We start from the raw sequence: 24476 nt of genomic DNA, 5'->3' as shown, positions 1-24476 counted from the left end.
AGCACTTTCTGTTGCCCGTGAAGTACAAAGTTAATAGGCAAGATACCTGTATTACTTAAGTTGAAAATATGAGATATTTAATCCTAACTAAATATAGCACTTTCTGTTGCCCGTGAAGTACAAAGTTAATAGGCAAGATACCTGTATTACAATAATTTTACCATTTAAACTTGTACATGATTAGTCCGAAATCTGCTGTAGATTAATTTAGTGATTGATTATCAGTTTCTTGTTTCAACTTATTCAGGAAATATTGATTTATCTCCGAAAAACAAAATTCTGTACTTTCTCCCATACAGAAATACCAGATTACTCTTGATGACAATATAGCTATCAGAAATGATTTGTGAAAAAAAGCTGTAGGGGTTTGGTCTCCAAACCCTAATACCATTTCTCAAAAACTTTTCTATATTTGATTGAGTAGGGGAGTGTAGGGACGTATCGCTGCGCGACATGTTTGCGGAGCATTCCGGAACGGAAAACGCATTTTTGCCTGTGCAACGTCCGTACGGGAGAAGTAAAAATAAGGATAATTAAGATTAAATTGCTTCAAATCAGCAAAAAGGTAATTCTGCCAAGGTAATTACTTAATAACTGAAGTATTAATCAAGTAGAGCATTAATGCATGGGAATTAGTATAACCAAAATGGGATTTGGAGACCAAACCCCTACGATAAAATATTACAACCTAATTGAGGATTGCTATATGACTAGATTTGTCAAACAGTAGAAAGAGAAAAAATTAATTTTCTACCTACATTTTCTTAATTTATCTAACCACCAATTTTGTAAGCATTCAGCTATCAGCTATCAGCTTTACTACCTTTATTAGGCAACTCAAGCTTGTTTTTCCTGTGCTTCAATTCTCTGATTAAAAATATAGTAGAAGTTAAACTAATACTTACTTCATCTATTAAAAAGCTGTTAACGAAGTTCCTCCATAGGAGGCTAGCTAACTGCTAATAGCTCAATGCTTACCCAATTTTCAACAAAGAACCTACAACTTGAGGAATATTTTCTAACTCCATAGCTGCCATTGCTGCTGTCGGTTCATAACCACAATGAACCATACAATCAGCACATTTAGGATTTCCACTTTTATAACCATAATTATCCCAATTAGTTTTCTCTAAAAGTTCCTTAAAAGTAGCATAATACCCCTCATTCATTAAATAACAAGGTTTTTGCCAACCAAGCACACTATAACTAGGACTACCCCAGGGAGTACAATCATAATCTTTTTCTCCCATCAAAAAATCTAAAAATAGAGGATTATGATTAAAATTCCAATTCTTTTTACCAGCTTTAAAAGGAGAAAGAATTTCTCGGAATAATAACCGAGTTTGTTGTCGCTTCAGAAAATGTTCCTGGTCTGGTGCCCACTCATAACTATAACCAGGAGAAATCATCATTCCATCAATATTTAAACTTTCCAAAAAATCAAAAAATTCCTGCATTTGTTTTGGGTCCGCTCCCTCAAATACAGTAGTATTAGTAGTAACTCGAAACCCTCTAGCTTTAGCAGCACGAATTGCTGCAACTGCTATTTCAAACACCCCTTGTTTATCCACACATTTATCGTGAGTTGCTTGTAAACCATCAAGATGAACACTAAAAGTTAGATAAGGAGAAGGTTTAAATTTATCAAGACTTTTTTCTAGTAACAAACCATTAGTACATAAATAAACAAACTTTTTCCGTTCAACTAACCCTTCTACAATTTCATCAATTTGTGGATGTAATAAAGGTTCTCCTCCAGGAATAGAAACAACAGGAGCGCCACATTCTTCCACAGCAGCAAAACATTCTTCAGGCGTTAAATTTTGCTTGAGTATTTCCTTCGGATGCTGAATTTTCCCACAACCAGGACAAGCTAAATTACATCTAAATAAAGGTTCTAACATTAAAACTAAAGGGAAACGTTTACGCCCTTTAAGACGTTGAGTTAAAAGATATTTTCCTACTTCTAAAGCTTGTTGAAATTGAATTGCCATTAATTACCTCACACCTAATATACGCAAATATACGCAAAAAAAATTTCACTTCTACTCTGAGAAAATTACCAGAAAATCAGGTCAATAATCTCCTCTTTAAAGAGGATAAAAAAGAAAATGGTAGTCCTGCATAGTAATGGTAGATGGATGGGGATGGGGAGGTGGGGTGATGTGGTATGTTGGAGTATTTTTCAACCTTAGACCACCATTACAATGCACCACCACCAAGAAAATTAAGTATTTTAAGTCTCCCTATTGCACGAAGCACTGTTAACTCGTAACTGATAACTGTTAACTGATATAGCCCTACGCATTAAGGTGTTTGACATTTCTAAATCCTGTTAGCGGAGCTTTTCCCTATACGAAAAACCCTTTGACAGTCTGCTGTTCCCTGTTCCCTCTCTTGGTGCGCGTTCCCTTGCGTCTTACGCCGACGCGGGGTCGCACCACTGTTCCCTGTTCCCTAGCGCGTAGCGCTATAACTGAAATAACCAAGGCATTTTTATCAATAAAAATCCGGGTTTCTAATTTTAGTTGATAGAAACCCGATTTGTCTTATCTTAATAAATTATTCCTTTCTATTCTCGCTAGCTAACAAATGCTGCTTCTGGTACAGCATCATCATGTTCAACCCTGAAGACATTAGCACTTAGATTAGCTACAATTTGTTTTCCTTGTTGAGTCAGATTCAGATAGGAAACCGCATCCTTAATATAGCTATAAACTACATTCCAGTAAAACTTAGGATAACCCTGACGTAAATCACCTGGATTGTTGTATCCTAATATTTTATTCTGACCTGTTTCTTCAAATTCATAGAACAGGGCACTAATTTTTTGTAAATAGCGAGGGTCACTCAATTGACCAATTAAATCTGCAGACCTCACTAGACCAGGATAATTTTCCTTATCCTGATGATCCTTATCTGCTGGTACAGGGAAACGAGTCAATTCTATATTACGCTTAATTATTTCTGCGTCAATTAACTTATGACCTCCAAAGCGTTCGTCAATAAATAGCTTACCTCGATCAACATGATAGGGAGTAAGACTAGCATCTGTAGCACCTCTGGGTAGAGATACTTTCATGTTATCTACTCCGGTAGCATACAATCTTAAATCCCCTCGATCTTGACGACATACACCTTTGACATACCCAATATCGTGACAAAGTAGAGAAATGTGGTAATGTAACCAATCTTCACAAGATACCCCACCTTCACGGATATGCTTTCCTCGTAAAACTTCTTGTCCCACTAAAGTTACAAGAATAGTATGTTCTACATTATGATAAAGGGCATCACCATTAGCAATGTTTTCTAATGCCATCCCAGCTGCCCAGGCGATAATATCAGCATAATCTGATTTATATCCACCATAAGTATGACGATAGCCATCAGTTAGCTTTTTTATGAAAGCATCAATCAGAAGTTCAGTGGAGTTAAACATCTGCAGTCTCCTAATTTCAATTTACTCTTTATACTTACTTTTATTTACCATCATAAACAGATTATCTAAGATCGTTTTTTTCCCTTCGATCAAGTTATATATCTATAACTAATAAGTTATTTTCATTAATAGCTAATCAATTTGTTTCAAGTTTCACTCTTACTTGTGTTTAATATTTATGGTCATTGCTCAACTCAATCTCAAGTTATTATTGGGTAAATAAAAGTAAATTACCCAACGAAAATTCAAAATTTTCTCACCCTTATCTTTAATTATATTGATAATAATATTTAGTTATCCATTTGTATGGTATTCACTCTTGACAAATTTGCCAGATTAAGTGTAACATTATATACTCAGGATAGTCAAAATTGACCATAAAGTAAAAAATATTGTCCCTTATATTGAATTATAATATAGGGTTTGCTGAAAAGTCTTATGGGTGAGGATAGGAGTTGTAGGGGTGATTTCCGTGCCGGAATGCTCCCCAAACGTGAATCACCCCTACAGGATAAATGGGAATTACAGAGAGTCTAGTCGAATATACAGCAGTTTCCGCACGTTATGAGGTACATATATTGACAGTTAAGAATTTAGAAGTTATCTAGGGTATGACTACTACGAAGTTTACCGGAAATGTTTGCAGAGTCAGTTATACGTTAGTTAGTTCGGAAACTCCTGTAAGTGCTCCTGCTGTACCTCAAGGGCAACAGGAAGCGCTGTATTTGTCCCTCAATTTTTCCACTCTTGTCTGCTCAAAATCCTTACATTTTAAGCTTCAGGGATCAAAAAGCTGGCACTTTTTTCGCACACGCAAGATTTAGCATTTATATGTAAATGCTTTTATATTTAATCACCAAACCCTAATATAATTATTTTCCCTAATATTTTTTTCAAACAGCTATAATTATTAATATATACTATTTATACCTGGGAATCATCAGACATTATTTTATATAATTTTATCCTAACTTGCCTGTGATGAAAATCTACTATCATTGGTTACAATATAGCAATTCCCAAGAAGCGTGAGGTACAAAATTCGTTTGTTTTAGGGAACACTTAACTGGGAATAGGTATGGAGGGAATAGGGAATAGAAAAGAAATTAAAGAGCTTGTGTACCTCATAAGCTTGAGAAACCCTATAACATCATTTATATGTGATCCTCGCCACAAAAACAAAGAAAAAATATTGTACTGACATCTATAACTAAATCAAAAAAATAGCAATGACTAATCATAAAGATAAGTCTCAAAACATATTTTTTGATCCTCATCAAGAAGATAGTATCTTTGAAAAACTTCCTCAAGAAGTCAAAAAATGGGCAGCTAGTTTACCTTGGGAGCAACGCCGTTATGTTTTATCATTTTCCTATATTTTGTGTGCTTCTTCTCCTGAGAAACAAGCAGAATTTTTAGATGATTATATAGCAGATGGTTTAGCCGTAAAAATGCTGCAAGATATAGATACAATTAACAGGGTTAACAAATATCTGAGACGCTTTCGTGCCGAAACAAAAATTAATGAATATGTACTCCGAAACTACATTAGACTATATTACATTCATGCTGCTCAAGATGTAAGTTGTCAAACTAAACAGTATTTAGAGTCGGCCTTAAATTTAGTCATTAATACAGAAGAAAGAAATCAAATATTCAACTATATATTAGGATTTGAATTGATTAAAATTATATTCAAAATGAGTTGGTTACAACATGAGAGACTAGCCAGGCTTCAGACAAATCAAGAAAATTTTATTAATACATATATTAAGCCAATTCAGTATGCCCATCAAGTTAATGGTATTATCGTACCTAAAGATAAAAGTGTATTTTTTGCTAAAAGAGATTATTATGTACAAATACCTGAGATATCTCCTAAAAAATTAGTAGAGTTAGTCATAGCAACTTTTACTCCTGAGAAAGTTAATAAATGTGGTTTCATAATCACTCGCCATATTAAAGCTTTAAGATTTGACTTTGATTACATCTTTCGACAACAAGAACAAGAAGGAATTTTTCCCAGTGAATTTGAATCTATAGTTAATTAAAGTACAATCATTATTAATTGTAATTTGAGTAGAACAAAATTAAGCAATAAGCAATCAGAAATAAAATAGTTTGAGGAACTGTTAATAAACTAAATCTTAAATCTTGAATACTGTCGCAGCTTGAAATTCCTGCCTAATTGCAAAAGTCAGCACTCAAGAAGACTAGCTATATTTCATTTTTTATATGTGGGGAAATACCTGCCCCTTCTCATCTATTCCCTTTTACCTATTCCCTTTCTTCAGATTGACTTTAGAAAAAATTAAGCCCTAGAGCATAAGGCACAAACGTGTTAAATACACGATAGTATGAAAAATATAAATAAATCAATTAGATTCAGGAGCCTGTCGTGCTGCTATCCAAAGGATTTGAAGTAGAAATGTACACTGGCACACCCCAAGGTAATATAGTTGGCCTGTCAGAGCAAATTGTGGCCAAAGTAGAGGGGTTTGTGAGGGAGCCAGATAGTAGAAATGTAGAATACACTACTGCACCATTGTGTAGCTACGATCGACTTTTATGCGCTCTAGTAAAGCCAAGACTAAAACTACGAAACTATTTAAGCACTTTAGGAGATTACACCATAATTCCAGGAAGTACATTATCTCTAGGGAATAGTAATCTTTTTTATCGTTCTGACCCAAATAACCCATATCACACATATATAGAGGAAACCTACGGTGCGACAGTTGTTACAACCAGTATTCATATTAATGTTGGTATTAGTGACCCAGAATTACTAATGCGAGCTATTCGCTTAATTCGGATGGAAGCTCCTTTATACTTGGCTCTCAGTGCCTCTTCTCCTTTTCTCGATGGTCAAGTGACTGGGTTTCACTCTACTCGTTGGGCTACTTTTCCCAAAACTCCGACTTATGTCCCTTTGTTTGAAAGTCATAGTCATTTGATTAAATGGACCGAGGAGAAAATTGCAGCAGGGATTATGCAGAATGTCCGTCATCTATGGTGTTCTGTACGGCCTAACGGCGATCGTCGTCCTTATAATCTTAATCGTTTAGAATTAAGAATTTGTGATTTTGTAGACAACCCGATTATGCAACTGGCCTTAGTTGCTTTGTTAGAAGCTCGTTTATGGCAATTATTTGATGACCCTAGTCTCGATCCTTTAGAAAAAAGTCACTTTCCAGCAACTAACCGTTTGGAGGATTTAGTGAATTTAGCAGATAATAATGAAATTGCAGTAGCTCATCATAGCCTTGAAGCTCAAGTCCGTCATTGGCAAGATGGTAGAACTATTCTAGCAAGAAATTGGATTGAGGAAATCTATCAACAGGTTTTACCTTATGCGAAAGAACGTGGTTTTAGTTGCTTTCTTTCACCTATTAAAAAAGTTCTTCGTGAAGGTAATACAGCACAAAAATGGTTAAATAAATATCAGAGTAGTTTTGACACTCGCAGTGTAATTAAAGCCGCAATTTTGGAGATGGCACAAAAAGAAGAAGAGTTGGAAGATAAATTGTGTCAATCAATGGTTGCATAATCTGAGTTTTATCCTATCATAATTTATGTTTTCTACTTCCTCTTATGGAAAACTCATTGATTTTCATAAACTTCTTAAAATTTTGAATATCATAACCAACTTCTTGTTCATGTCAGTCAGCATTACTAATGTTATCTTTCCTATTTAAAAGGCTGATATAGGAATAGATACTTAACAAGTATAATGCAGTATTGAGCATTCTTTATTAGAAATTATATTTCTTGAAAAAAATATTTTTTACTACACTTTAAGGCAACTTTTTTGTAGTATTTATATCTAATAAAATATGAAGAAATTATCTGTTTGTTTAAGTAATATCATGTCCGTTTATATCCTTTGTGGAAAAGCTGGGGAAATATCTACCAGATTTAATGTTTTTTCTTCTCTTAAAGCTTCTTTCCTAAGATAACTAAACCATTCTTCCTTACTTTCGCCCTTACAATCCCGATGCTAAAGAACATGATGTAATTCATTTACAGCGATTGTCAATGGAAAAAAAACGTAAATCAAGCCCAAAATCAATCACTTCAGCAAATAATGAAAAGCTTAAATAATCCTAATTGATTCAGATCTTAATCCGATCATAATTTCCTTATTGAAGAATTAGGTAATTATGCTAAAGGAGAAACCCATAAATACAATATCAGAACTTACGCAGAGGTACTACATATAGAGTAAAAAAACTATAACGTTATAGTTTTGAACACTACATACATTGTCTTTGCGTAAGTCCTAAATATTTTACTTTAGTAGTTTTAAAGAAACAAAAATTACAAGGTTTCCCTTTTTAATTCACTATAACTATATATATAGTAAAAATTATATGGGTAAAAATATTCATCAAACCTTTTAGCTCACTATGATTTGATAGGTGTCAAAAAACCTTTTAGCTCACTATGATTTGATAGGTGTCAAAATATATCATTGATTTTATGCCTCAGATTGTCTTAGTCTATCCACAAATTCCACCAAATACAGGTAATGTTGCTCGTACTTGTGCTGCTACCGATACAGAACTACATTTAGTAGGGCCTTTGGGTTTTGAAATTAGCGATCGCTACTTAAAAAGGGCTGGTTTAGATTACTGGCCTTATGTAAAATTCAATTATCATCATAACCTCGAAGATTTTCAAAGCTATCATCAAGAACGAGGTGGAAGACTTATTGGCTTCAGTAAAAGGGGGGAGATTAATTATACAAAATTTCAATATCAAACAAATGATTGGCTATTGTTTGGTTCCGAAACTAATGGACTACCACAAGATGTCTTGAACTACTGTACTGCAACTCTCTACATACCAATGACACAACCAAAGGTTCGTAGTTTAAATCTTTCTGTTAGTGCTGCCTTGGGTTTGTTTGAAGCTAGGCGTCAATTGGGTTATCTGAGTTAGTAGGACTTACATAACTTTTAAGTCCAAGTTCAAGTCGCTCCGCGAAACGTTCATAAGCTATTTGTTATTAACTCATTATCAAACCAGAAGGGAATTATTTTCACAAGGAGAATTAAAAGCTATGAATGAAATTGGTCATTACCTAGCCCCAGTCGTTCCTTGATTCTTTGAGCTGATAGTTGAATGTGAGCTAACTGAATGCTTACATTTGAGCAGGTATTTACTATTCACTTAGATATTACTTTTACTAAGAAAAATTAGTAAGAAAATAATCAGTTTCTGTTACTTATTTCTAAGAAATAGCATTCATAAAGCCATTCAAAATTTATTTCTCCTTTGCGCTGTGAAACCGAGGATGTAAATGTGTTAAACTACTATGTTTTGGGTGCATCTCAATTCTGAATAAAGCCAAGAATTTATCGCTTTTAGGGAACAGGGAACAGGAAAAAAGTATTTTTGCAAATATTGAGATGCACCCTATGTTTTTGTTTTTTATATGGTTAATATAACTGGTTAAATTTGAGATTATGTTCAATAATTGATAATTGATAATGGATAATTGATAATTACCTCTGGTTAAAACCGAGAGGATTAAAGATTGGGAAATATCATTTCTTTTTTTCCCCTTCAAAGGGGAGGCTTTAAACCACAATTATTTAATTAACAATTAATAATTAATAATTCGGTAAACTTTTGGGTAATTCATATATAGCAATCCTCCGCATATTCGTCGCAAAAATATTACTACTTTTTAGGGAACACTTAACAGGGAACAGGTGAGAGTTTAAACTTTTTTATTTACTTTTTAATTGCCCGCAAACTATGGGCGGATTGCTATATTCTGATTTCTGTTTCTTGCTGAAAAACTTAAGATTTAAAGCCTCTCATATCAAATCCGGTAGTATCGGTATAAAAAAAGCAGAGAAACTGGGTTTGTATCAAATGTCCTTGTACGGACGTTGCACAGGCAAAAATGCGTTTTCCGTTCCGGAATGCGGAGCATTCATGTCGGCGACAGCCGAAACATGTGGCGCAGCAAAACGTCCCTACCATTGACCTCCCACAAACCCGGTTTCTTGTTACTTTGAAGCAAGTGGATTTGATATCATTTTCAGGATAAAAAAACAAAAAAATTGCTTTTAACCAATCCTATTTTTTTTAACCAGACGTAATTATTAATTATTAATCATTGAATCGTATTTTTGTTTAATATCATGTCCGGATGTAATGGTATAAATAAAATATTTGGCGATCGAGAGGATATATTTTAATTTCTCCCCTACTCCCCTACTCCCCTACTCCCCTACTATCTTAATTATAAGTGTTCAACCGGACATGGTATAACTACTACTTTTTAGTTTTTTGCGATTGCTCCTAAATATTTTAATTCTCTTTTGAACCCTGAGTTTTGAATGTTATTTCAAACTGAGGAAATACTGAAACAAATAGAAATAAAAAAAACTTATATATAACCGAGAGAATACTCTAGGCAAGATGATGTATGGGTTGTGATAATTAAAGAAGTAGAGCTGAGATGGATGGTTTTAGATACTTTTATACTTAAGTATCAAAAGACTAGGAAAAAATTAAATAGTATTTCTATATCGCTAGAGATAAAAAGTTTGAAGCTTTTACCCATGATACCTATTGCCTAACTAATTGTATAGACATTTTCGACACAACCGTGCTGAAGAGTGCTATGTGAACTCTAGTCTATACCCATAAGAAATTTCTATAACTGTGTCAATTGCCAAGGACAACAAGTTGTTGTATACCAAAATTTAGATTATGTTTCCTCCTGAAATCTTCCTCTGAATCTAGAGGGTATTTAATACAGGACTAAACATAAAGAAAAATAGAAAAATATAACTGGACTAATTGCTAATTGAAAATAGGGCAATAGCAAACTAGGGGCAAAGATATTGCTCTATATTAGTTTGCCAAAAGTTAATTATTTTCTTTGATTTGAGTCATTACATCAAAATTAAGTTACAATTATCCTTGCTTTTTTTATCAAAGCAAGATAACCTAGCCTAAGCCTGATGATTTACAGTGATCTGGATCTCTAATACTAAGTGACCTAGATCGTTGACAAAAGAAGGTTCAGAACAGTTAAACGCTTGTCAATAGGAGGTCGTTCTGTGAAACGAACATTTCCAAATCAGAGTAAGTCTATTGCTAAGTGTGAACTTCACACAGAAGCAAATGTTGAACAGACTAAACAAACAAATGTAGGTAGTAGTAAGGCTTGTTCCTCTGCTGCGATGATTGGACTTGCTGCTATCTCAACTACAATGGGTGCATCAGGCATTCTCTTCCCAGGGGAAGGCGATCATGCAGTAGCAGTAGAACTCCCTAAAGTAGATACAAATCAACAATATTCTTCTGTAGTAAGAATTCCAGAACTAAATGTTACTGGGGTTAATAGGCCCAAAGGTCTACTACTGCAAAAATTGACCCAAGGCTATGTAGATACTGAAGGAAATAGTGATTCTGAAGTAGGACTAACTAAACCTGAAACTGTTCTGCCGTCAGTACAAAAATCAGGTCAATCCTTTTTTCCTGTAGAACTTAAACAGAAAAAACTGAATCAACTGCAAACTAATGAGTTGCCTGCTTTCGGATCGTTAGCCAAAGAACAAAAGAAAACCATCAGCACTGATGGCCAGCTAGTTGAGGAGTTAAAAACAGGAATTAACCCTGTTCAAAAACAAAAAAACCGCCCGGCAAGAAGTTCGGTGGATTGGAGGTATGAGGAGTCTGTTTCTGAGTCTGTAGGAAAACCTTTTAACTCATCAAAAAAGAAATTCCTAGAAAATATATATGAAAAAAAATCAGAAAATTTAGTTGTTGCAGAACCACAGCTACAAATAGCTACCCCTAACATAGATAATAATTCTGCTGCTAGAGAAATAACTGATGGTGAAGGAGATATTTCTCAAGAGTCAATCAAGACTAAAGAGACAAAAGTAGAAGGGGCAGTAGTTATTGATTCAGGAATGACATCTACACCAGTTTCATTGGTGTACAAAGTACGTGTTGGGGACACACTGAGTTTAATTGCTAGTCAGCACAATGTATCTGTAGGAGCATTGGCTAAAATTAATCAAATCAAAGATCCAGATGTAATTGAAGCTGCGAAATTACTCAAAATTCCTCAGCAACCATCTTCTTCTTCATTAACTTTAGCAAGTTCTACAACTGGTCATTCTGGTGACCTAGAATCATATTCTTTTGGACAAGAAGAATTGAATCAACCTGCTCTGGAAACTACAAATAATCAACCTGATTTTCCAGAAGCCAAGAGACCTATTATCAAATCTGATTATTCATCATATAGTATACCCAAGGTTACTGTACCTAAAGTTTCAACAACGGGAAGTTTAAAGCTTGTTTCTTGGTCTGAAGATGCAGGTCATAAAGAGTCCCAAATAAATCAAAAATCAAAAGAATTTATAACTTCAAAACATTCGGTTGCTACAGATAAACCTAAAACTCCGTTAATTAATGGCAAAGTATGGCCTACTCATCTAGAATCACAGGTATCTAGGCCAAGTTCTGCTCTGGAATTAGAAAATCAAGTCCATTTTAGTAATAACCAACCTGTTCAACGAACAGAAGTTGCTAGTGATACTAAAGATAGTGAATTATTACCAGTAGCTCAAACAGATAATCAAGAAAATCCTTATGCCAATCGTTTAAGGTCAGAAATTACTAGGCTACGACAGGAATATAATGCTCAAAAAGATTTGGAAGAATCTCAGCTAACTCATTCAGAATCAACAACTATTCCAGTACCTGAACCACTATCTTCAGAAAATAACCTACCTATTAATCGTCAAACTCCTACAGACAGAAATAATAGATACTTACAGCCAACTTATCAGGTAGAAATTAGCAGTTCCCAGACCAGAAATTGGCCTGAAGAGATAAGAACTAATAGACTGGAAAGGAGAAATCCGGCTACAGTTGTCAAAGAACTACCTGTAGCAGGTCAGCAAATTCAGGCTGTAGCACCGATAGGAGGTAATGCTGATGAGATTCTAAATAACCCTTCAATCGGAAAAATGGTTTCTCCAGATTTGCCACCTTTGGGTCAAGCTGATACCTATTTACCTGGAGGCTCGATGCAATTTACCGGGTATAGCTGGCCTGCAAGAGGGGCATTGACATCAGGTTATGGTTGGCGATGGGGAAGAATGCACAGGGGTATTGATATAGCTGCACCAACTGGTACTCCGATTGTTGCAGCAGCTCCTGGTATTGTTACTTATGCTGACTGGAATAGTGGGGGTTACGGTTATCTGGTAGAAATTCAGCACCCTAATGGTAGTCTGACAGTTTATGCTCATAATAGCCAAATTTTAGTTAGAGAAGGTCAAAAGGTGGCTCAGGGTGAGTTGATTGCGAAAATGGGTAGTACCGGACGTAGTACCGGACCACATTTACACTTTGAAATCCATCCTAAGGGCAATGGAGCAGTCAACCCAATGGCTTATCTACCTTCTAGAATGGCTTATAATTAGATTATTTGATACCAATTCACTTGAAAAATGTCACAAATAGTCGGCAAGTGATAATCTGAAATAATAAGCTTAAATTACTGTATAATTTAACTCTTAAGCCATTAAAATTCTACTTTTGACTTTTGAGTTCCGTGAAATGGTATGAATCATTCCCATTTCCAGTCATAGAAATGGGAATTGACATCCAAAAAAAGTTTGGCCTTGAGTTTAATTTAGTTTGTAAGAAAAAAAACGAAAGACTTGACGAAACCATGGGATAGTATGCTACTATTATAAATGGCAAAAAAATTAGGCTCAGTAGCTCAGAGGTTAGAGCAGGGGACTCATAAGCCCAAGGTCGCAGGTTCAAATCCCGCCTGAGCCATATCTATTAATTTTAATATTTGAGTTGAGTAATCACGGGATTTAAGTGAAAGAGATTAATGGTAGGGATTTGGTTTGCCAAATTCTACTACCAAACGCGATAAATCCTAGTTAGTGCTTCTCTTCTTAGCTGACCAAAAAATTGGGATTTAAGCCTCGCCTTGAAGTGGCCTACTTTCTGATATATTTATAGCCAACATTTCCCACTACAAAATGTTCTACGGCCTTTCCTTGGAAAAATTTATTAAATAAATATAATGGGGATGAGACTAACCCTAGTCCGTTGAGAACCATTCCTTTCACAACTTGACCCGCTGTAATTTTTTCTGTTACTTTTCCCCTAGCAATTCATTAATTTTCTTTTCTATACCAATTTCATCAATGATTCCTGCTACTAATCCGATCTGGATCTAAATTACTTACTTCTACTCACATTTTTCATCCTTTTTTTTCAGAGTCTTTTCTAGGATGACAGTATTAATATTTTTTTTCTTCAGCATAAATACTGACTCAAGTGTAACCACTGTCACATACTACATTTTGTCTTGCGGAATGTGGGATAGAAGGTAGCACAAAATTTCCTAGCTCTCTCAGTATTTATACTCTGTAAATTATAGCGGTTTTCACTTCATGACTTGCATTACTTCTTCCTTCTTCCTTCTCTCCTAGATAATATGAGCCTTCTTCCTTTGAACCCAAATCTCTGTACTCTATTTGAAGTGCGGAATGTAGGTTATAGTGGTTTAAATTACCACCTAACTTGGCAGTGAATCTACACAAACCCCCCTTTGTTCTTTTTCCTGAAGGTTTCCACTCATTGGGTTTTTTACCATAAGTAGGTATTGAATTACCATCCAAAAATTAAGCAATACTTGTATAACTTTCGTCAGTTTCTATAAATTAAGATGCCATATTCTTCACATAATTTATCTGTTATATCTTTGAGTATAGCTATGGTAATTGGCAAAAATTATGAGTTATTTTTATGAGCTAATTCTATTTCATTTTTATTGTTCTTCTGCACAGTAAATGTGCTAAAATAGCTACTATAAAGCTAAGGCTTTTCCCTATTTCTTGACTTATTAGAAGGTTTGTGGGATTGATATGATTATTGTGCTGTCAAGTTCATTTATGGCCATTTGACAGATGGGGGCTGTGTTTTGATGATTCTGCCGACACTGGATATTTATTGTAGGTAAAGTAGCAATTTATGGCTCTAACAACAGAAAGTAAAATTGTATAGTAGCAAAACTTTGAGGGCAGCTTCCTTCAAATAAAACTTAGATGATATTATGATTAAGACATTGATAATTCAAACAGTTAACTGATGACTAATCAACTTGATTGATTAGGTTAAATTCTGTACTAATATCAGCTTCTTGATAGAAGTTTTAGTAGTTCAAACTAGAAGCTCCTACAACTGTTAGGTTAAGGACAGCTTATAGTAAAGAATTTATCAACTTATTTTCATAAGGAGAATTAAATCATGACAGACGAATGCCTGCGTGTGGGCCAAGAGGCTCCAGATTTTACTGCTACAGCCGTAGTAGATCAGGAATTCGAGACAATTAAACTGTCTGATTATCGTGGTAAGTATGTAGTCTTATTTTTCTACCCCTTGGATTTTACCTTCGTTTGCCCAACAGAAATTACGGCCTTTAACGATAGCTACAAAGAATTTGAGTCACTTAACACTGAAATTATCGGAGTTTCAGTAGACAGTGAATTTTCACATCTAGCTTGGATTCAAACAGATCGTAAATCTGGTGGTATTGGAGACCTTAATTATCCCCTATTATCTGATATTAAGAAAGAAATTAGTTTGGCCTATAATGTTTTAGATCCAGAAGCTGGTATTGCTCTGCGGGGATTATTTATTATTGATAGAGAAGGTATTATCCAGCACGCAACGATTAATAATTTTGCTTTTGGTCGCAATGTGGATGAAACACTACGAAGTTTGCAGGCTATTCAATATGTACAGGTTCATCCAGATGAAGTTTGCCCTGTGGGTTGGAGACCGGGGGATAAAACTATGAATCCCGATCCAATTAAGTCGAAAGAATTTTTTGCTGCTATTGAATAAATTTTTTTAGTCAGTTTATAAAGTACCTGATAATTTCGATAAAATATTTACTCCAACACTGTAGCTGAAATGATTTTACTTAAGTTGTTGGAGTTGTAAATATTAAAGATATTCCAAAAAATTAAGGTTTGAACTTTTGAGTTTTAATTAATTCTGATTATGCTAACTTCTTATGACTTTAGGGGTTTACTAAATCAACGTTTTTTTCAAAATTTATTACCTATTCCAGCTATTAATGGCTTGGAGCATGGAAAAAGAACGCCAGATTTTGAATTACCAGATATTAAAAATGGTAAATTAGTTAGATTATCAAACTATTGGGGAGTAACTCCTGTTATAGTTGCCTTGACTCGTATTTTTACTGAAAAGCAGTATTGCCCATTTTGTTTCCCTCATATCTTGGCTTTAAATAACAATTATGAAAGGTTTTTAGAGCGAGGAGTAGAAGTATTAATGATTACCAGTACGGATGAGGAACAAAGTAAGATTGTTGTTAGAGACCTAGGTTTAAAAATGCCTTTACTTAGTGATTCTAGCTGTCAGGCGTTTAAAAATTACAAGGTTGGTCAAGCTTTGGGGGCACCTTTACCAGGGCAATTTGTACTAGACAAACAAGGTAGGCTTTGTTATAAACATTTATTTTCTTTCTTAGATCATAATGCTAGTGTTGAGGATTTGTTGGTTATTTTAGATAATCATATTTTTGATCAAAGTAATTTTTAATAATTTACAGCACTTTTGAGGATGCTGAGGTACATTTTTTGCAGTTCAGCCTTCGTTTGCTGTAACAAGCAGGATGCTTGTGTTACCAAAATTACTAACAGACTGGAAGTCTTTGCTTTGTACCTCACTAACTCCGAAATTGCTGTAAGTTAAGCATTTTCTCGAGAATGGTGCGAAACAGTGTTCAGTTATTAGCTTTGTTACCTTTAAAGAAGAATTCGGGTTTGCTGAAAAAGTATTTTGGTCAGGGTAGGAGTCAGTCCTCAGATAGGGGAGCTTTCAGATTGGTGATGTACAGGAGAAATGGGAATTATAGAGGAGGTAATCAGAAAAATTATCCCTTGATTTTTCTCCAATTATTCTGCCCCAAATGTTAACTTTTTGTAGGTCTAACAAAGTGAAAAGCTGGCACTTTTTTTGACAAAAAAGGCTACTGTATTTATCTTTCAAGAATTAAGAATTTAGAATGCGCGAATTACCTCTCCTTGAAAAGAAGAGGATTGACGAACAGGAAAATTTTTATTTATTATCCCCTTAAAAGGGGAGGCTTTAAACCACAATATTTCGGTAAATGCTTTGAGAGTTAATGGACAAGCCCTAATTAGCATTGAAAAATTTCCGATAATTAAAATTCTCAATAAAAACTCATAACTTAACCTTAGCAGTCTATTGAGCTACATCTACATTTCCCAGCACAGAATTAATTATATGGGTTGAAAACTGTGGTTGAACTCTTAATCTTCCGAAGAAAAAGAGTATCAACCAAATTTATTTAATATCTAAGTAAGCAGGTTTAGTTAGAGTAACCTTAATAGGCTGAAGTAAGATAGAAATTGAAACTAAAGTTCTTAGAAATTTATTCAGAAATCATTCATACCCAGACAATTCATAAGACGTTTGAGGAATTACATTGATATTACTATGAGAATAACGAGCAATAACTAATAAAGGTAATGCCAAAGTTAATACAGCGATCGCCGTTCCCAAAATATTTGCAATCCTTTGAGGAGGTTTATCATCTGAGTAACTAGGAGGTTGACTATCTGATTCCATATTCAGGAAATTTCTAAAAAACTTAAAATTGTTAGTTGCAATACAAGTTCTATTATAGATGCTATTTTTAAGTTCATCTACACTTTAACTATTAACAACTAAGATTTTGTCTTAGCAACTTTGTCTTTAATCTCTTGAGCTGTTTTTGCTAATACCAGCGATCTTTGACCTATACTTACAGGTAGTCTTGGTATATCTGCCAAGGAAGCACGAGATAAGTCCAACAAAAATTGACGTACCTTTCCTACCCATTCTAGGGAATCTGAAGGAATAATTAGGCTATCAGCTTTTTCTTGGATACTTTTTGCTTTGTTTGCCAGTGGTAGAGCCCTTTCCGCAATATTTTCTGGTAGCTTGGGTTGATCTGAGACAGAAATACTGGCAATCTCAACCAATAACTTATTAACTTGCTCTACCCACTCACTATCTGAGTAGTGGGAACTTAAATTATTCATAACTAGGGTTGGTTTGTTTCAAAATACAGGAGCTAAAATTATTATTTAAAGAGAAATTTTTACTTTTCAGTTAATTTCCAGACTCCATCCCAATCTTTTTGAGGAAGTTCGGCCTGAAATAGCTGACAACGACCAACGTGTAACTTAGCGGCTTTGTTATTTGGATCGATATTTAAAACTTCTTTGAATTCAGCTTCAGCTTTGGCAAAAAATTCCTTAATAGAATCATCTGTTAAATTTTTCTCTTTGGATGGCATTAAATAATACTCCCGTCCTTGATGATAATGTCCAACAATCTGATGTTGTTTATCAGTCAATTCTTGCTTCAGATCGCCTTCCTTAAAACCTAAAAGTTCATATATTCTGACAGGTTTACTTTTTCCCTTCACAGTAATCAAGTCCAATTCCCGAACCCAAAGCTTTTCTTTATAAAGTTGATAAGTATTATCACTGATGACTAAATCTGTGCCATATTGTTTACTTGTACCTTCAAGGCGAGAGGCTAAGTTAACACCATCTCCAATAGAAGTTAGCTCCATACGTTTACTAGAGCCAATATTACCACTAACTACTTCATCTGAGTGAATCCCCATACCAATACTAATGGCCTTTTTATTGTTGGCTAGACGCTCTTCATTAAATAATTGTAGGCGTTGGCGCATTTCCACAGCAGCTTTCATTGCACACAAAGGATGATCTTTTAAGGGAGCTGGAGATCCAAATACTGCCATTAAGGCATCTCCTATATATTTATCCAGGGTGCCTTTATATTTAAAGACAGCATCTACCATCTCTTCAAAATATTCGTTCAGCATACTAACAACTTGTTCGGCACTCATGCTTTCTGTCAAAGTAGTGTAGCTACGAATATCACTGAAAAGTACAGAAACTTGCTGACGTTTACCTCCTAAACCAGTATCACCAGTTGCTAATAATTGTTCTGCAACTTCTGGTGTCATGTAACGATACATCAAATTTTTAACTTGCTTTTCTCCACTGATGTCCTCCATCACCACTAACACGCCATTTACCTTGTCTGGTTCCAAAACATCAATCATTGAGTTAATTGACAAATTAATACTTTGAGGATCTAAATCTCCTTCAGGTAACAAGGTTTGATCTGGGTAATACTGCTGGTAATCTTTACTGTCATTAGGAGAGAGAGCTATATCTAACCATTTAGAAAATTCACCTTCCTTGAGGCACACCAAATTTTTTACAGATTTACCTGCTAATATATCTGTGTCACCAATTCCTAGTAAATGTCTAGCACTTTCATTCGTGGCAATGACTGTACCTTTTTTGTCAGTAGAGATTACGCCATTGGTGAGACTGCGTAAGATGTCTCTTTGCCTTTGTTGTTCTTGTTTGACTGTATCAAATAATTTAGCGTTTTGCAGAGCTACACCAGCTTGAATGTTAAAAGCTCTCATAAACTCTAAATCATTACGATTAAAACTGGCTTTCCATTGCTCTGGAGCCTCTGGCCAATCTGCGGGGTTGTAGGCTGGATAGTCTCCTTGTTTCTTTTTGTTAATTAACTGAGTCACACCAATTAATTCATGATCGGCATTAAAAACAGGCATACATAATAGACTGCAAGTACGATAACCTGTTTTTTCATCTGTTTCTTTGGCTGTAACTGAACGGGAATCTTTATATACGTCAAAAGGAATTAGTAGCGGTTCCCCAGATGTAGCTACCATACCAGCAAAACCTTTATCTTTAGCTATTCTAATTTCAATTCGCTTACCATCAATCGGAATTTTTGTCCAGAGTTGATTTTTATCATTGTCTATGAGCCACAAGGTACTGCGGTCTGCATTCATCAGTTCCTTGGCCTGATCCATGACTTTTTTCAGAGTATCTTCTAAGTCTAGGCTACTTTTGCTGAGGGAGTCTACAGCTTTCATTAAAGCTTCTGCTGCTCTTTGTCTTTGGGTAGCTGCATAAAATGACTTAGAAGATTCTAATATCAAGCTAATAGAAGGAGCAAATTCACGAAATACTCTTTCATCTTCTTCAGTAAATCCATTAACATCTATTTTGTCTTCTAATAATTCATATTGTTCTTCATCTAGTTTGAACTTATTTAGAAGTTGGACAACTGCAATTAAATCCCCAGTTTCTTCTTGCAATAATGGCATTACTACCATACTGTAAGTTCGATATCCGTTTTGTTTATCAAATTTTTTTGCTGAAGCTGAACGAGGGTCATCATAGAAGTCGTAAGGAATATTGATAACTTTTTTACCTTGGGCTGATTCTCCAGCTATCCCTACATTTGCTGGAATTCTTAACTCTAATGGTTTGCCATTAGCACCTTGAGCAACTGTTGACCAAAGTTCATTTTTTTCTTCATCTAATAACCAAATTGTTGTTCGGTCTGCGTTCAATAATTCTCCTGTTTTTAGAGTAATTGAACGTAGCATTTCATGTAGAATTGCATCAAATCCTTGAGCCTCTAACAAATTGTTGAGCATCCCAAGGGTTTGATTAACTGTTTTTAGCTTGGCTTCAACATCTTGAACAACTTCGACAAAAGTGTCTTTTGTTAAGGGAGCCAGAAATTCTGAGAAATTCGCCCCAGAAGTAGGATGAACTAATGCACTACTTTCATTAACTTTTGAGTTACTTTTAGGGTGATCTGCATTATTATTATTAATGTCAGGATTTTTATAACCAGAATCATCTTGGGGACGATGCACCTGATGGCTGCTACCCTCTATGACTTCCACGTCCTCTATTGGGATTGTGGTGTACTCTGTTGCTATGTGGTTTGGAGATGCAGATGTCATAATACTTTAATTAAATTTTGGATACTCTTTTGTGTGCAATATCAAGGTTTTTCAGTAATTCTACCTCTGTTTGTTAATTAATATTAAGTACAGAAAGCTTTTTAAATATTCATAGTTGTAGTGTACTCTAACATGATTGATTTTTCACTGCTCTGTCCAGAATTTATTCTTAGTATTTTTACAATTGAAAAAATGGCCTTTTATTTTACCTTCAAACTAGGCACAAAAAGTAGCTATGGATACTTAGCATTAATTTTTTTGTGATTGTTAATGATAAGTAGGTAAGCAAAATTAAACTTAAAATAATTACAACAAGTGAATTGACCAAAACTATTCTGACTCCTGTAGGGGCGATTCGCTCTTCGCCCCTACGACTCCTGAATCCTCCAATTCAAATAATTTTAATTATGACGAGGTACTTAATGAATTTTATCCATTGATAAATAACGGTTATTTAGGCTAATATTAAAATCATTCCTTGATAATGCAAAGCAAACCCTATTGTTGACTCAAGTCTTGATAATTATTGCTCAACTAACGAGTAATAGACTCTCTACCTCATTGAAATGAAAATGAAAAAGTAGGCATAACTTAAACAATTGTTAAGTTTTAGTATCACCTAAACTGTATTTGTATTGATAAAAGGCAAAAATATCTTTAAAATTTAGTTATTATTATTAGCAAAAGATGTTAATTTTAAGCTTTTTCCAGCAGTTTAGCTATTTTAATCGCTTGGCTAGTGAAGTTGGTTATCTAAATTTTGTATACCGCTATTTGTTAAGAAGATTTTATAAGATTATAAAAGTCAACCAAAAGTTTCTACTATTTAATAATGTAGAAATGATGCTACCTTGGAATAGTAAATTTGGTACAGAAGTTTTTGTCAAGAGAAGTAAGCTAGATTGGGGGAGTGAGGTTTTATTAACTAAATTTTTAGATAAGGGTAAAAGCTTTATTGATGTGGGAGCAAATATTGGATATTATAGCTTACTTGCTGCTCCGTTATCTGACAAAGTTTATGCCTTTGAACCCGATCTAAGAATAATTAAGGATTTAGAAAAAAATATTTCTCAATTTCAAAATATTTCTATTGTTAAAGAAGCTCTTTATTCTGAATCTGGTACAATGGAACTTGGGCTAAGTTCTATGCCTGAGCTAAATTCACTGGTGAGAAAAAGTGATCGAGGTGATGGGGTAGTTGTTAAGGTTAGTACCCTAGATAATTTGATGTCAGAATATCCATCCCTTAGTGTATCGTGTATAAAGACAGATGCTGAAGGAGCAGACTTTGACATTCTATTAGGTGGGAAAAATCTTCTAATTCGAGACCAGCCTTTAGTTTTATCTGAACTTTATCCCAATGCAAAGCTTTTAAAATTTATTAAATCTATTGGGTTTTCATGTTTTGCTTTTGTTAAGTCTAAGGATAGAAATAAATCTAATTTGACGCCACAGTTTATGAAGATTGAGGCCAAGCCTATAAGTGTTCGTGTGAAGATGATTTTTCTTGTTCCTAATAGACTTTTATCAGAGTTTGAAAATTTAGTCAATTGCTAATAGGAATCCTGCGTTATTTCAACGTGTTTACTATATTCTTAGATTGATTTTCTTTTATGCAGCATTCGCAATCACTATAATTATCATATTTTAGTTGAATAAAAAATCATGTGCATAGGCGAATTACCCCATTTAACTTTGATGATATCAGAATTTTTGTGAGGATGCAAGCGAAAATCCTTTGGCGTGGGATTTTTTTTTCTGGGAGCTTCATAAAATGAAAATGTTGGTGGTTTTCGACTGAGGAGAGATGGATGGAAAGATTTGAGCAGGGAAATAAACAAGGATATATATTTATTTTCTGGGAGCTTCATCGAATAAAAACTTACTGGTATTCCTACTGGGGGAAAGGAATTTTCCTCTTTATCTAGAAACATCTATTCACTTCCAGAACTAGAACTAGAGATAGGAATAGTCAAATTTTTCTCACGTTTAGTTGCAGCTTGAGTTAAAAGAGACTCTGCAAAAGCAATAGCTTCTTGAACTGGTCTACCACTAGCTAATTGTGCCAGTTCCTCTCGACGTTGATAATTATCGAGGGTTTTGACTCTAACTATTGTTCTCTCCTCAGAGTCTTGATCGTTGGAGTCAACATTAGCCATTTCCTGAACAACCTGCTTACTAACATTAAAATGATGGTCTGCCATTGCAGCGACTATGGGTTGGTGAGTTACACATAGAACTTGATGTTGACGACTAAGTTGATGTAGTTTTTCTGAAATAGCTCCTGCTACTCTTCCAGAAACTCCTACATCTATTTCATCAAACACTAGAGTTCCTGATGCTTCAATTTGAGAAAAGCAAGCTTTTAGTGCTAATAAAAACCGACTCATTTCTCCTCCAGAAGCAGTTAAATTTAGAGGTTGTAGTGGCTCACCAGGATTAGAACTAAAACAGAATGTAAGTTGGTCAGCACCTGTAGATGTTGGAGTAGTAGAAGTAATTTGTACCTGAAATTTGACTTTCTCCATAGCAAGAGGTTTTAATTCTTCTACTAAGTGTGTTTCTAATTTAGCAGCAGCATTCTGACGTTGTAAACTAAGTTCGCTACATTTTTTTTGTAATTCTTCTTGAGCTTCTAAGTATACTTTTTCTAGTGCTTCGAGAGACTCTCCTCCTTCCAGTAGTTCTTTAAGTTCTGCTTGTATTTTGTAATAATAATTAATAGCTTCTTCTAGAGTCTGACCATACTTACGACAAATTTGTTTAAGTTCTTGAATTCTTTCTTCTACATCCTCCAATCTTTGAGGATCTGCTTCTAATTTTTCACCATAATTGCTAATTTGTCGGCTAGCTTCAATAACTTGAGCTAAAGCTTCACTAATCATTTCTGATATAGGTTGTAATGTTGAGTCGTAGTTTACCATATCATTTAATATGGTTTCTGTTTCTCCTAACAGGTCTGCTGCTGCTGAATTATCACCTTCATTTTGATATAAAGCTTGATATATTTGATAACTTTGATGTTGCAGTTCAACTGCATGGCTAAGACGTTGACTTTCTTGTGTTAGTTGTTCTAATTCTTGAGGTTCAGTAAGATTAGCTTTATCTAATTCTTGTACTTGGTATTCTAATAAATCTATTCTTTGTAAACGTTGCTGTTCTGTCTGACGACGGTTTTCTAATGCTGCTTTGGCTGTTTGAGCTTTTTGATAGGAAATATTTACTGCTTCTCTACATTTTAATAGGGGATAACCACCATATAAATCAAGCCATTCTCTTTGCAAATTAGGATTTCCTAATTGTAAAGTTTGGCCTTGAGCTGTAATTTCTACTAGGCGATCGTGAAGTTGGTCCATTATTTTCCGATTAACTAGGACACCATTGACACGAGATCTGGTGCGTAGGGAACCTTGGGCGACAACAATTTCCCGGCTACAAACTACTAATGTGCCATCTATTGGATCTATTTCTTGACCACTTAACCATTTAGCTAAAGCTGGGTTTAGTTCAAAGGTTGCTTCTAGGGTGGCTCGTTTAGTTCCTGTTCTGATAATACGGCGATCTATTTTAGCACCTAGAGTGGCATTAAGAGCATCTAGGATAATGGACTTACCAGCACCTGTTTCACCTGTGAATACATTTAGACCGGAGCCTAATTCTAAGTCTAGATGATCTATGAGGGCAAAGTTATTAATGCGAAGGGATATGAGCATTTATTCAAGGAAGGAAGAAATAAGAAATAAGAAATAAGGAATAAGAGAAGATTAAATGTTTGCCTTTGACTTTTTATCCTTTCTCTTTTGAGGGAAGCGAGTTAAGTCAAAAGTCAAAAATTATTTTTGAGTTTATAGTTTGAATCCCCAATTTTCCTGGAGGTCTTAAAAGAAATTTCTAATTATAATAGATACATTAAAAGAACAAGTTAAGGTTATGCTTGATGTTCTTCTTACTCAAGATAATTTTGGTGCATCTCAATTTTGAAGAAAGCCAAAAATTTATCCCTTTTAGGGAATAGGGAATAGGGAATAGGAAATAGGAAATAGGAAATAGGAAATAGGAAATAGGAAATAGGAAATAGGAAATAGG

General features: G+C 34.7%; 14 protein-coding genes and 1 tRNA gene. 8 read left to right on the top strand and 7 right to left on the bottom strand.

The annotated features are described in order from the left end of the window. Nucleotides 1-974 precede the first annotated feature (974 nt). Both hpnH and ACP6PK_RS17045 read right to left on the bottom strand, forming a co-directional pair. Nucleotides 975-1994, bottom strand: a complete 1020-nt coding sequence (hpnH, locus tag ACP6PK_RS17050; RefSeq protein ID WP_426561089.1) for an adenosyl-hopene transferase HpnH — start codon at nt 1992-1994, stop codon at nt 975-977. 587 nt (nt 1995-2581) lie between these two features. Continuing rightward, the gene (locus ACP6PK_RS17045) at nt 2582-3442 is read right to left on the bottom strand and encodes an Npun_R2479 family HD domain-containing metalloprotein (RefSeq protein WP_426561087.1); all 861 of its coding nucleotides are present in this window, start codon (nt 3440-3442) and stop codon (nt 2582-2584) included. A gap of 1229 nt (nt 3443-4671) precedes the next feature. On the opposite strand from ACP6PK_RS17045, the gene ACP6PK_RS17040 reads away from it, so the two are divergent. From ACP6PK_RS17040 to ACP6PK_RS17020, 5 genes are all read left to right on the top strand, one after another. Next, the gene (locus ACP6PK_RS17040; protein WP_426561085.1) at nt 4672-5493 is read left to right on the top strand and encodes a cobyrinic acid a,c-diamide synthase; all 822 of its coding nucleotides are present in this window, start codon (nt 4672-4674) and stop codon (nt 5491-5493) included. Nucleotides 5494-5840: 347 nt separating this feature from the next. Beyond that, a complete protein-coding gene (gene gshA / locus ACP6PK_RS17035; protein ID WP_094674253.1) occupies nt 5841-6992 on the top strand; it encodes a glutamate--cysteine ligase in 1152 nt (383 codons plus the stop codon). A 932-nt stretch (nt 6993-7924) separates the two neighbouring features. After that, nucleotides 7925-8386 (top strand): tRNA (cytidine(34)-2'-O)-methyltransferase, encoded by a 462-nt coding sequence (locus ACP6PK_RS17030; RefSeq protein WP_426561083.1) that lies wholly within the window; start codon nt 7925-7927, stop codon nt 8384-8386. A 2141-nt stretch (nt 8387-10527) separates the two neighbouring features. After that, a complete protein-coding gene (locus ACP6PK_RS17025; protein ID WP_426561081.1) occupies nt 10528-12912 on the top strand; it encodes a peptidoglycan DD-metalloendopeptidase family protein in 2385 nt (794 codons plus the stop codon). A gap of 291 nt (nt 12913-13203) precedes the next feature. Then, nucleotides 13204-13276: transfer RNA gene (locus ACP6PK_RS17020), tRNA-Met, on the top strand. Between the two features lie 170 nt (nt 13277-13446). Here ACP6PK_RS17020 and ACP6PK_RS17015 read toward each other — a convergent pair. Continuing rightward, the gene (locus ACP6PK_RS17015; protein ID WP_371357591.1) at nt 13447-13596 is read right to left on the bottom strand and encodes a DUF4277 domain-containing protein; all 150 of its coding nucleotides are present in this window, start codon (nt 13594-13596) and stop codon (nt 13447-13449) included. A 1165-nt stretch (nt 13597-14761) separates the two neighbouring features. Here ACP6PK_RS17015 and ACP6PK_RS17010 point away from each other — a divergent pair. Continuing rightward, nucleotides 14762-15361, top strand: coding sequence for a peroxiredoxin (locus ACP6PK_RS17010; RefSeq protein WP_094676809.1), 600 nt, complete (start codon nt 14762-14764; stop codon nt 15359-15361). 159 nt (nt 15362-15520) lie between these two features. Further along, entirely contained in the window at nt 15521-16084 is a 564-nt protein-coding gene (locus ACP6PK_RS17005; protein ID WP_094676807.1) for a peroxiredoxin family protein, read from the top strand. Nucleotides 16085-16951: 867 nt separating this feature from the next. Here the strand turns inward: ACP6PK_RS17005 and ACP6PK_RS17000 are convergent. The 3 genes from ACP6PK_RS17000 to ACP6PK_RS16990 form a co-directional block, all read right to left on the bottom strand. Next, nucleotides 16952-17137: a TLTLP motif-containing protein gene (locus ACP6PK_RS17000; RefSeq protein WP_094676803.1), complete on the bottom strand. Its 186-nt coding sequence runs from the start codon at nt 17135-17137 to the stop codon at nt 16952-16954. Between the two features lie 98 nt (nt 17138-17235). After that, nucleotides 17236-17592, bottom strand: a complete 357-nt coding sequence (locus tag ACP6PK_RS16995; RefSeq protein WP_094676801.1) for a hypothetical protein — start codon at nt 17590-17592, stop codon at nt 17236-17238. Between the two features lie 59 nt (nt 17593-17651). Then, on the bottom strand, nt 17652-20390 hold the full coding sequence (locus tag ACP6PK_RS16990) for an adenylate/guanylate cyclase domain-containing protein (RefSeq protein ID WP_094676800.1): 2739 nt from the start codon (nt 20388-20390) through the stop codon (nt 17652-17654). Nucleotides 20391-21077: 687 nt separating this feature from the next. On the opposite strand from ACP6PK_RS16990, the gene ACP6PK_RS16985 reads away from it, so the two are divergent. Continuing rightward, on the top strand, nt 21078-21947 hold the full coding sequence (locus tag ACP6PK_RS16985) for an FkbM family methyltransferase (protein ID WP_426561077.1): 870 nt from the start codon (nt 21078-21080) through the stop codon (nt 21945-21947). 377 nt (nt 21948-22324) lie between these two features. Here the strand turns inward: ACP6PK_RS16985 and recN are convergent, their stop codons facing one another. Continuing rightward, nucleotides 22325-24103, bottom strand: coding sequence for a DNA repair protein RecN (gene recN, locus ACP6PK_RS16980; RefSeq protein ID WP_426561075.1), 1779 nt, complete (start codon nt 24101-24103; stop codon nt 22325-22327). Nucleotides 24104-24476: the final 373 nt, after the last annotated feature.

It is taken from the genome of Dapis hubbardiae BLCC-M172 (assembly GCF_050016015.1).
Classification (GTDB): domain Bacteria; phylum Cyanobacteriota; class Cyanobacteriia; order Cyanobacteriales; family Microcoleaceae; genus Trichodesmium.
Note: the sequence above shows the minus strand (reverse complement) of the source record. Positions and strands in the feature narration are given on the sequence as shown.

Coding starts and splice junctions, on each gene's coding strand:
- ACP6PK_RS17045 (WP_426561087.1), bottom strand. CDS start 3,442: ATGTTTAACTCCACTGAACTTCTGATTGATGCTTTCATAAAAAAGCTA.
- ACP6PK_RS16995 (WP_094676801.1), bottom strand. CDS start 17,592: ATGAATAATTTAAGTTCCCACTACTCAGATAGTGAGTGGGTAGAGCAA.
- ACP6PK_RS17040 (WP_426561085.1), top strand. CDS start 4,672: ATGACTAATCATAAAGATAAGTCTCAAAACATATTTTTTGATCCTCAT.
- ACP6PK_RS17010 (WP_094676809.1), top strand. CDS start 14,762: ATGACAGACGAATGCCTGCGTGTGGGCCAAGAGGCTCCAGATTTTACT.
- ACP6PK_RS17005 (WP_094676807.1), top strand. CDS start 15,521: ATGCTAACTTCTTATGACTTTAGGGGTTTACTAAATCAACGTTTTTTT.
- ACP6PK_RS17030 (WP_426561083.1), top strand. CDS start 7,925: ATGCCTCAGATTGTCTTAGTCTATCCACAAATTCCACCAAATACAGGT.
- recN (WP_426561075.1), bottom strand. CDS start 24,103: ATGCTCATATCCCTTCGCATTAATAACTTTGCCCTCATAGATCATCTA.
- ACP6PK_RS16990 (WP_094676800.1), bottom strand. CDS start 20,390: ATGACATCTGCATCTCCAAACCACATAGCAACAGAGTACACCACAATC.
- ACP6PK_RS17000 (WP_094676803.1), bottom strand. CDS start 17,137: ATGGAATCAGATAGTCAACCTCCTAGTTACTCAGATGATAAACCTCCT.
- hpnH (WP_426561089.1), bottom strand. CDS start 1,994: ATGGCAATTCAATTTCAACAAGCTTTAGAAGTAGGAAAATATCTTTTA.
- ACP6PK_RS16985 (WP_426561077.1), top strand. CDS start 21,078: ATGTTAATTTTAAGCTTTTTCCAGCAGTTTAGCTATTTTAATCGCTTG.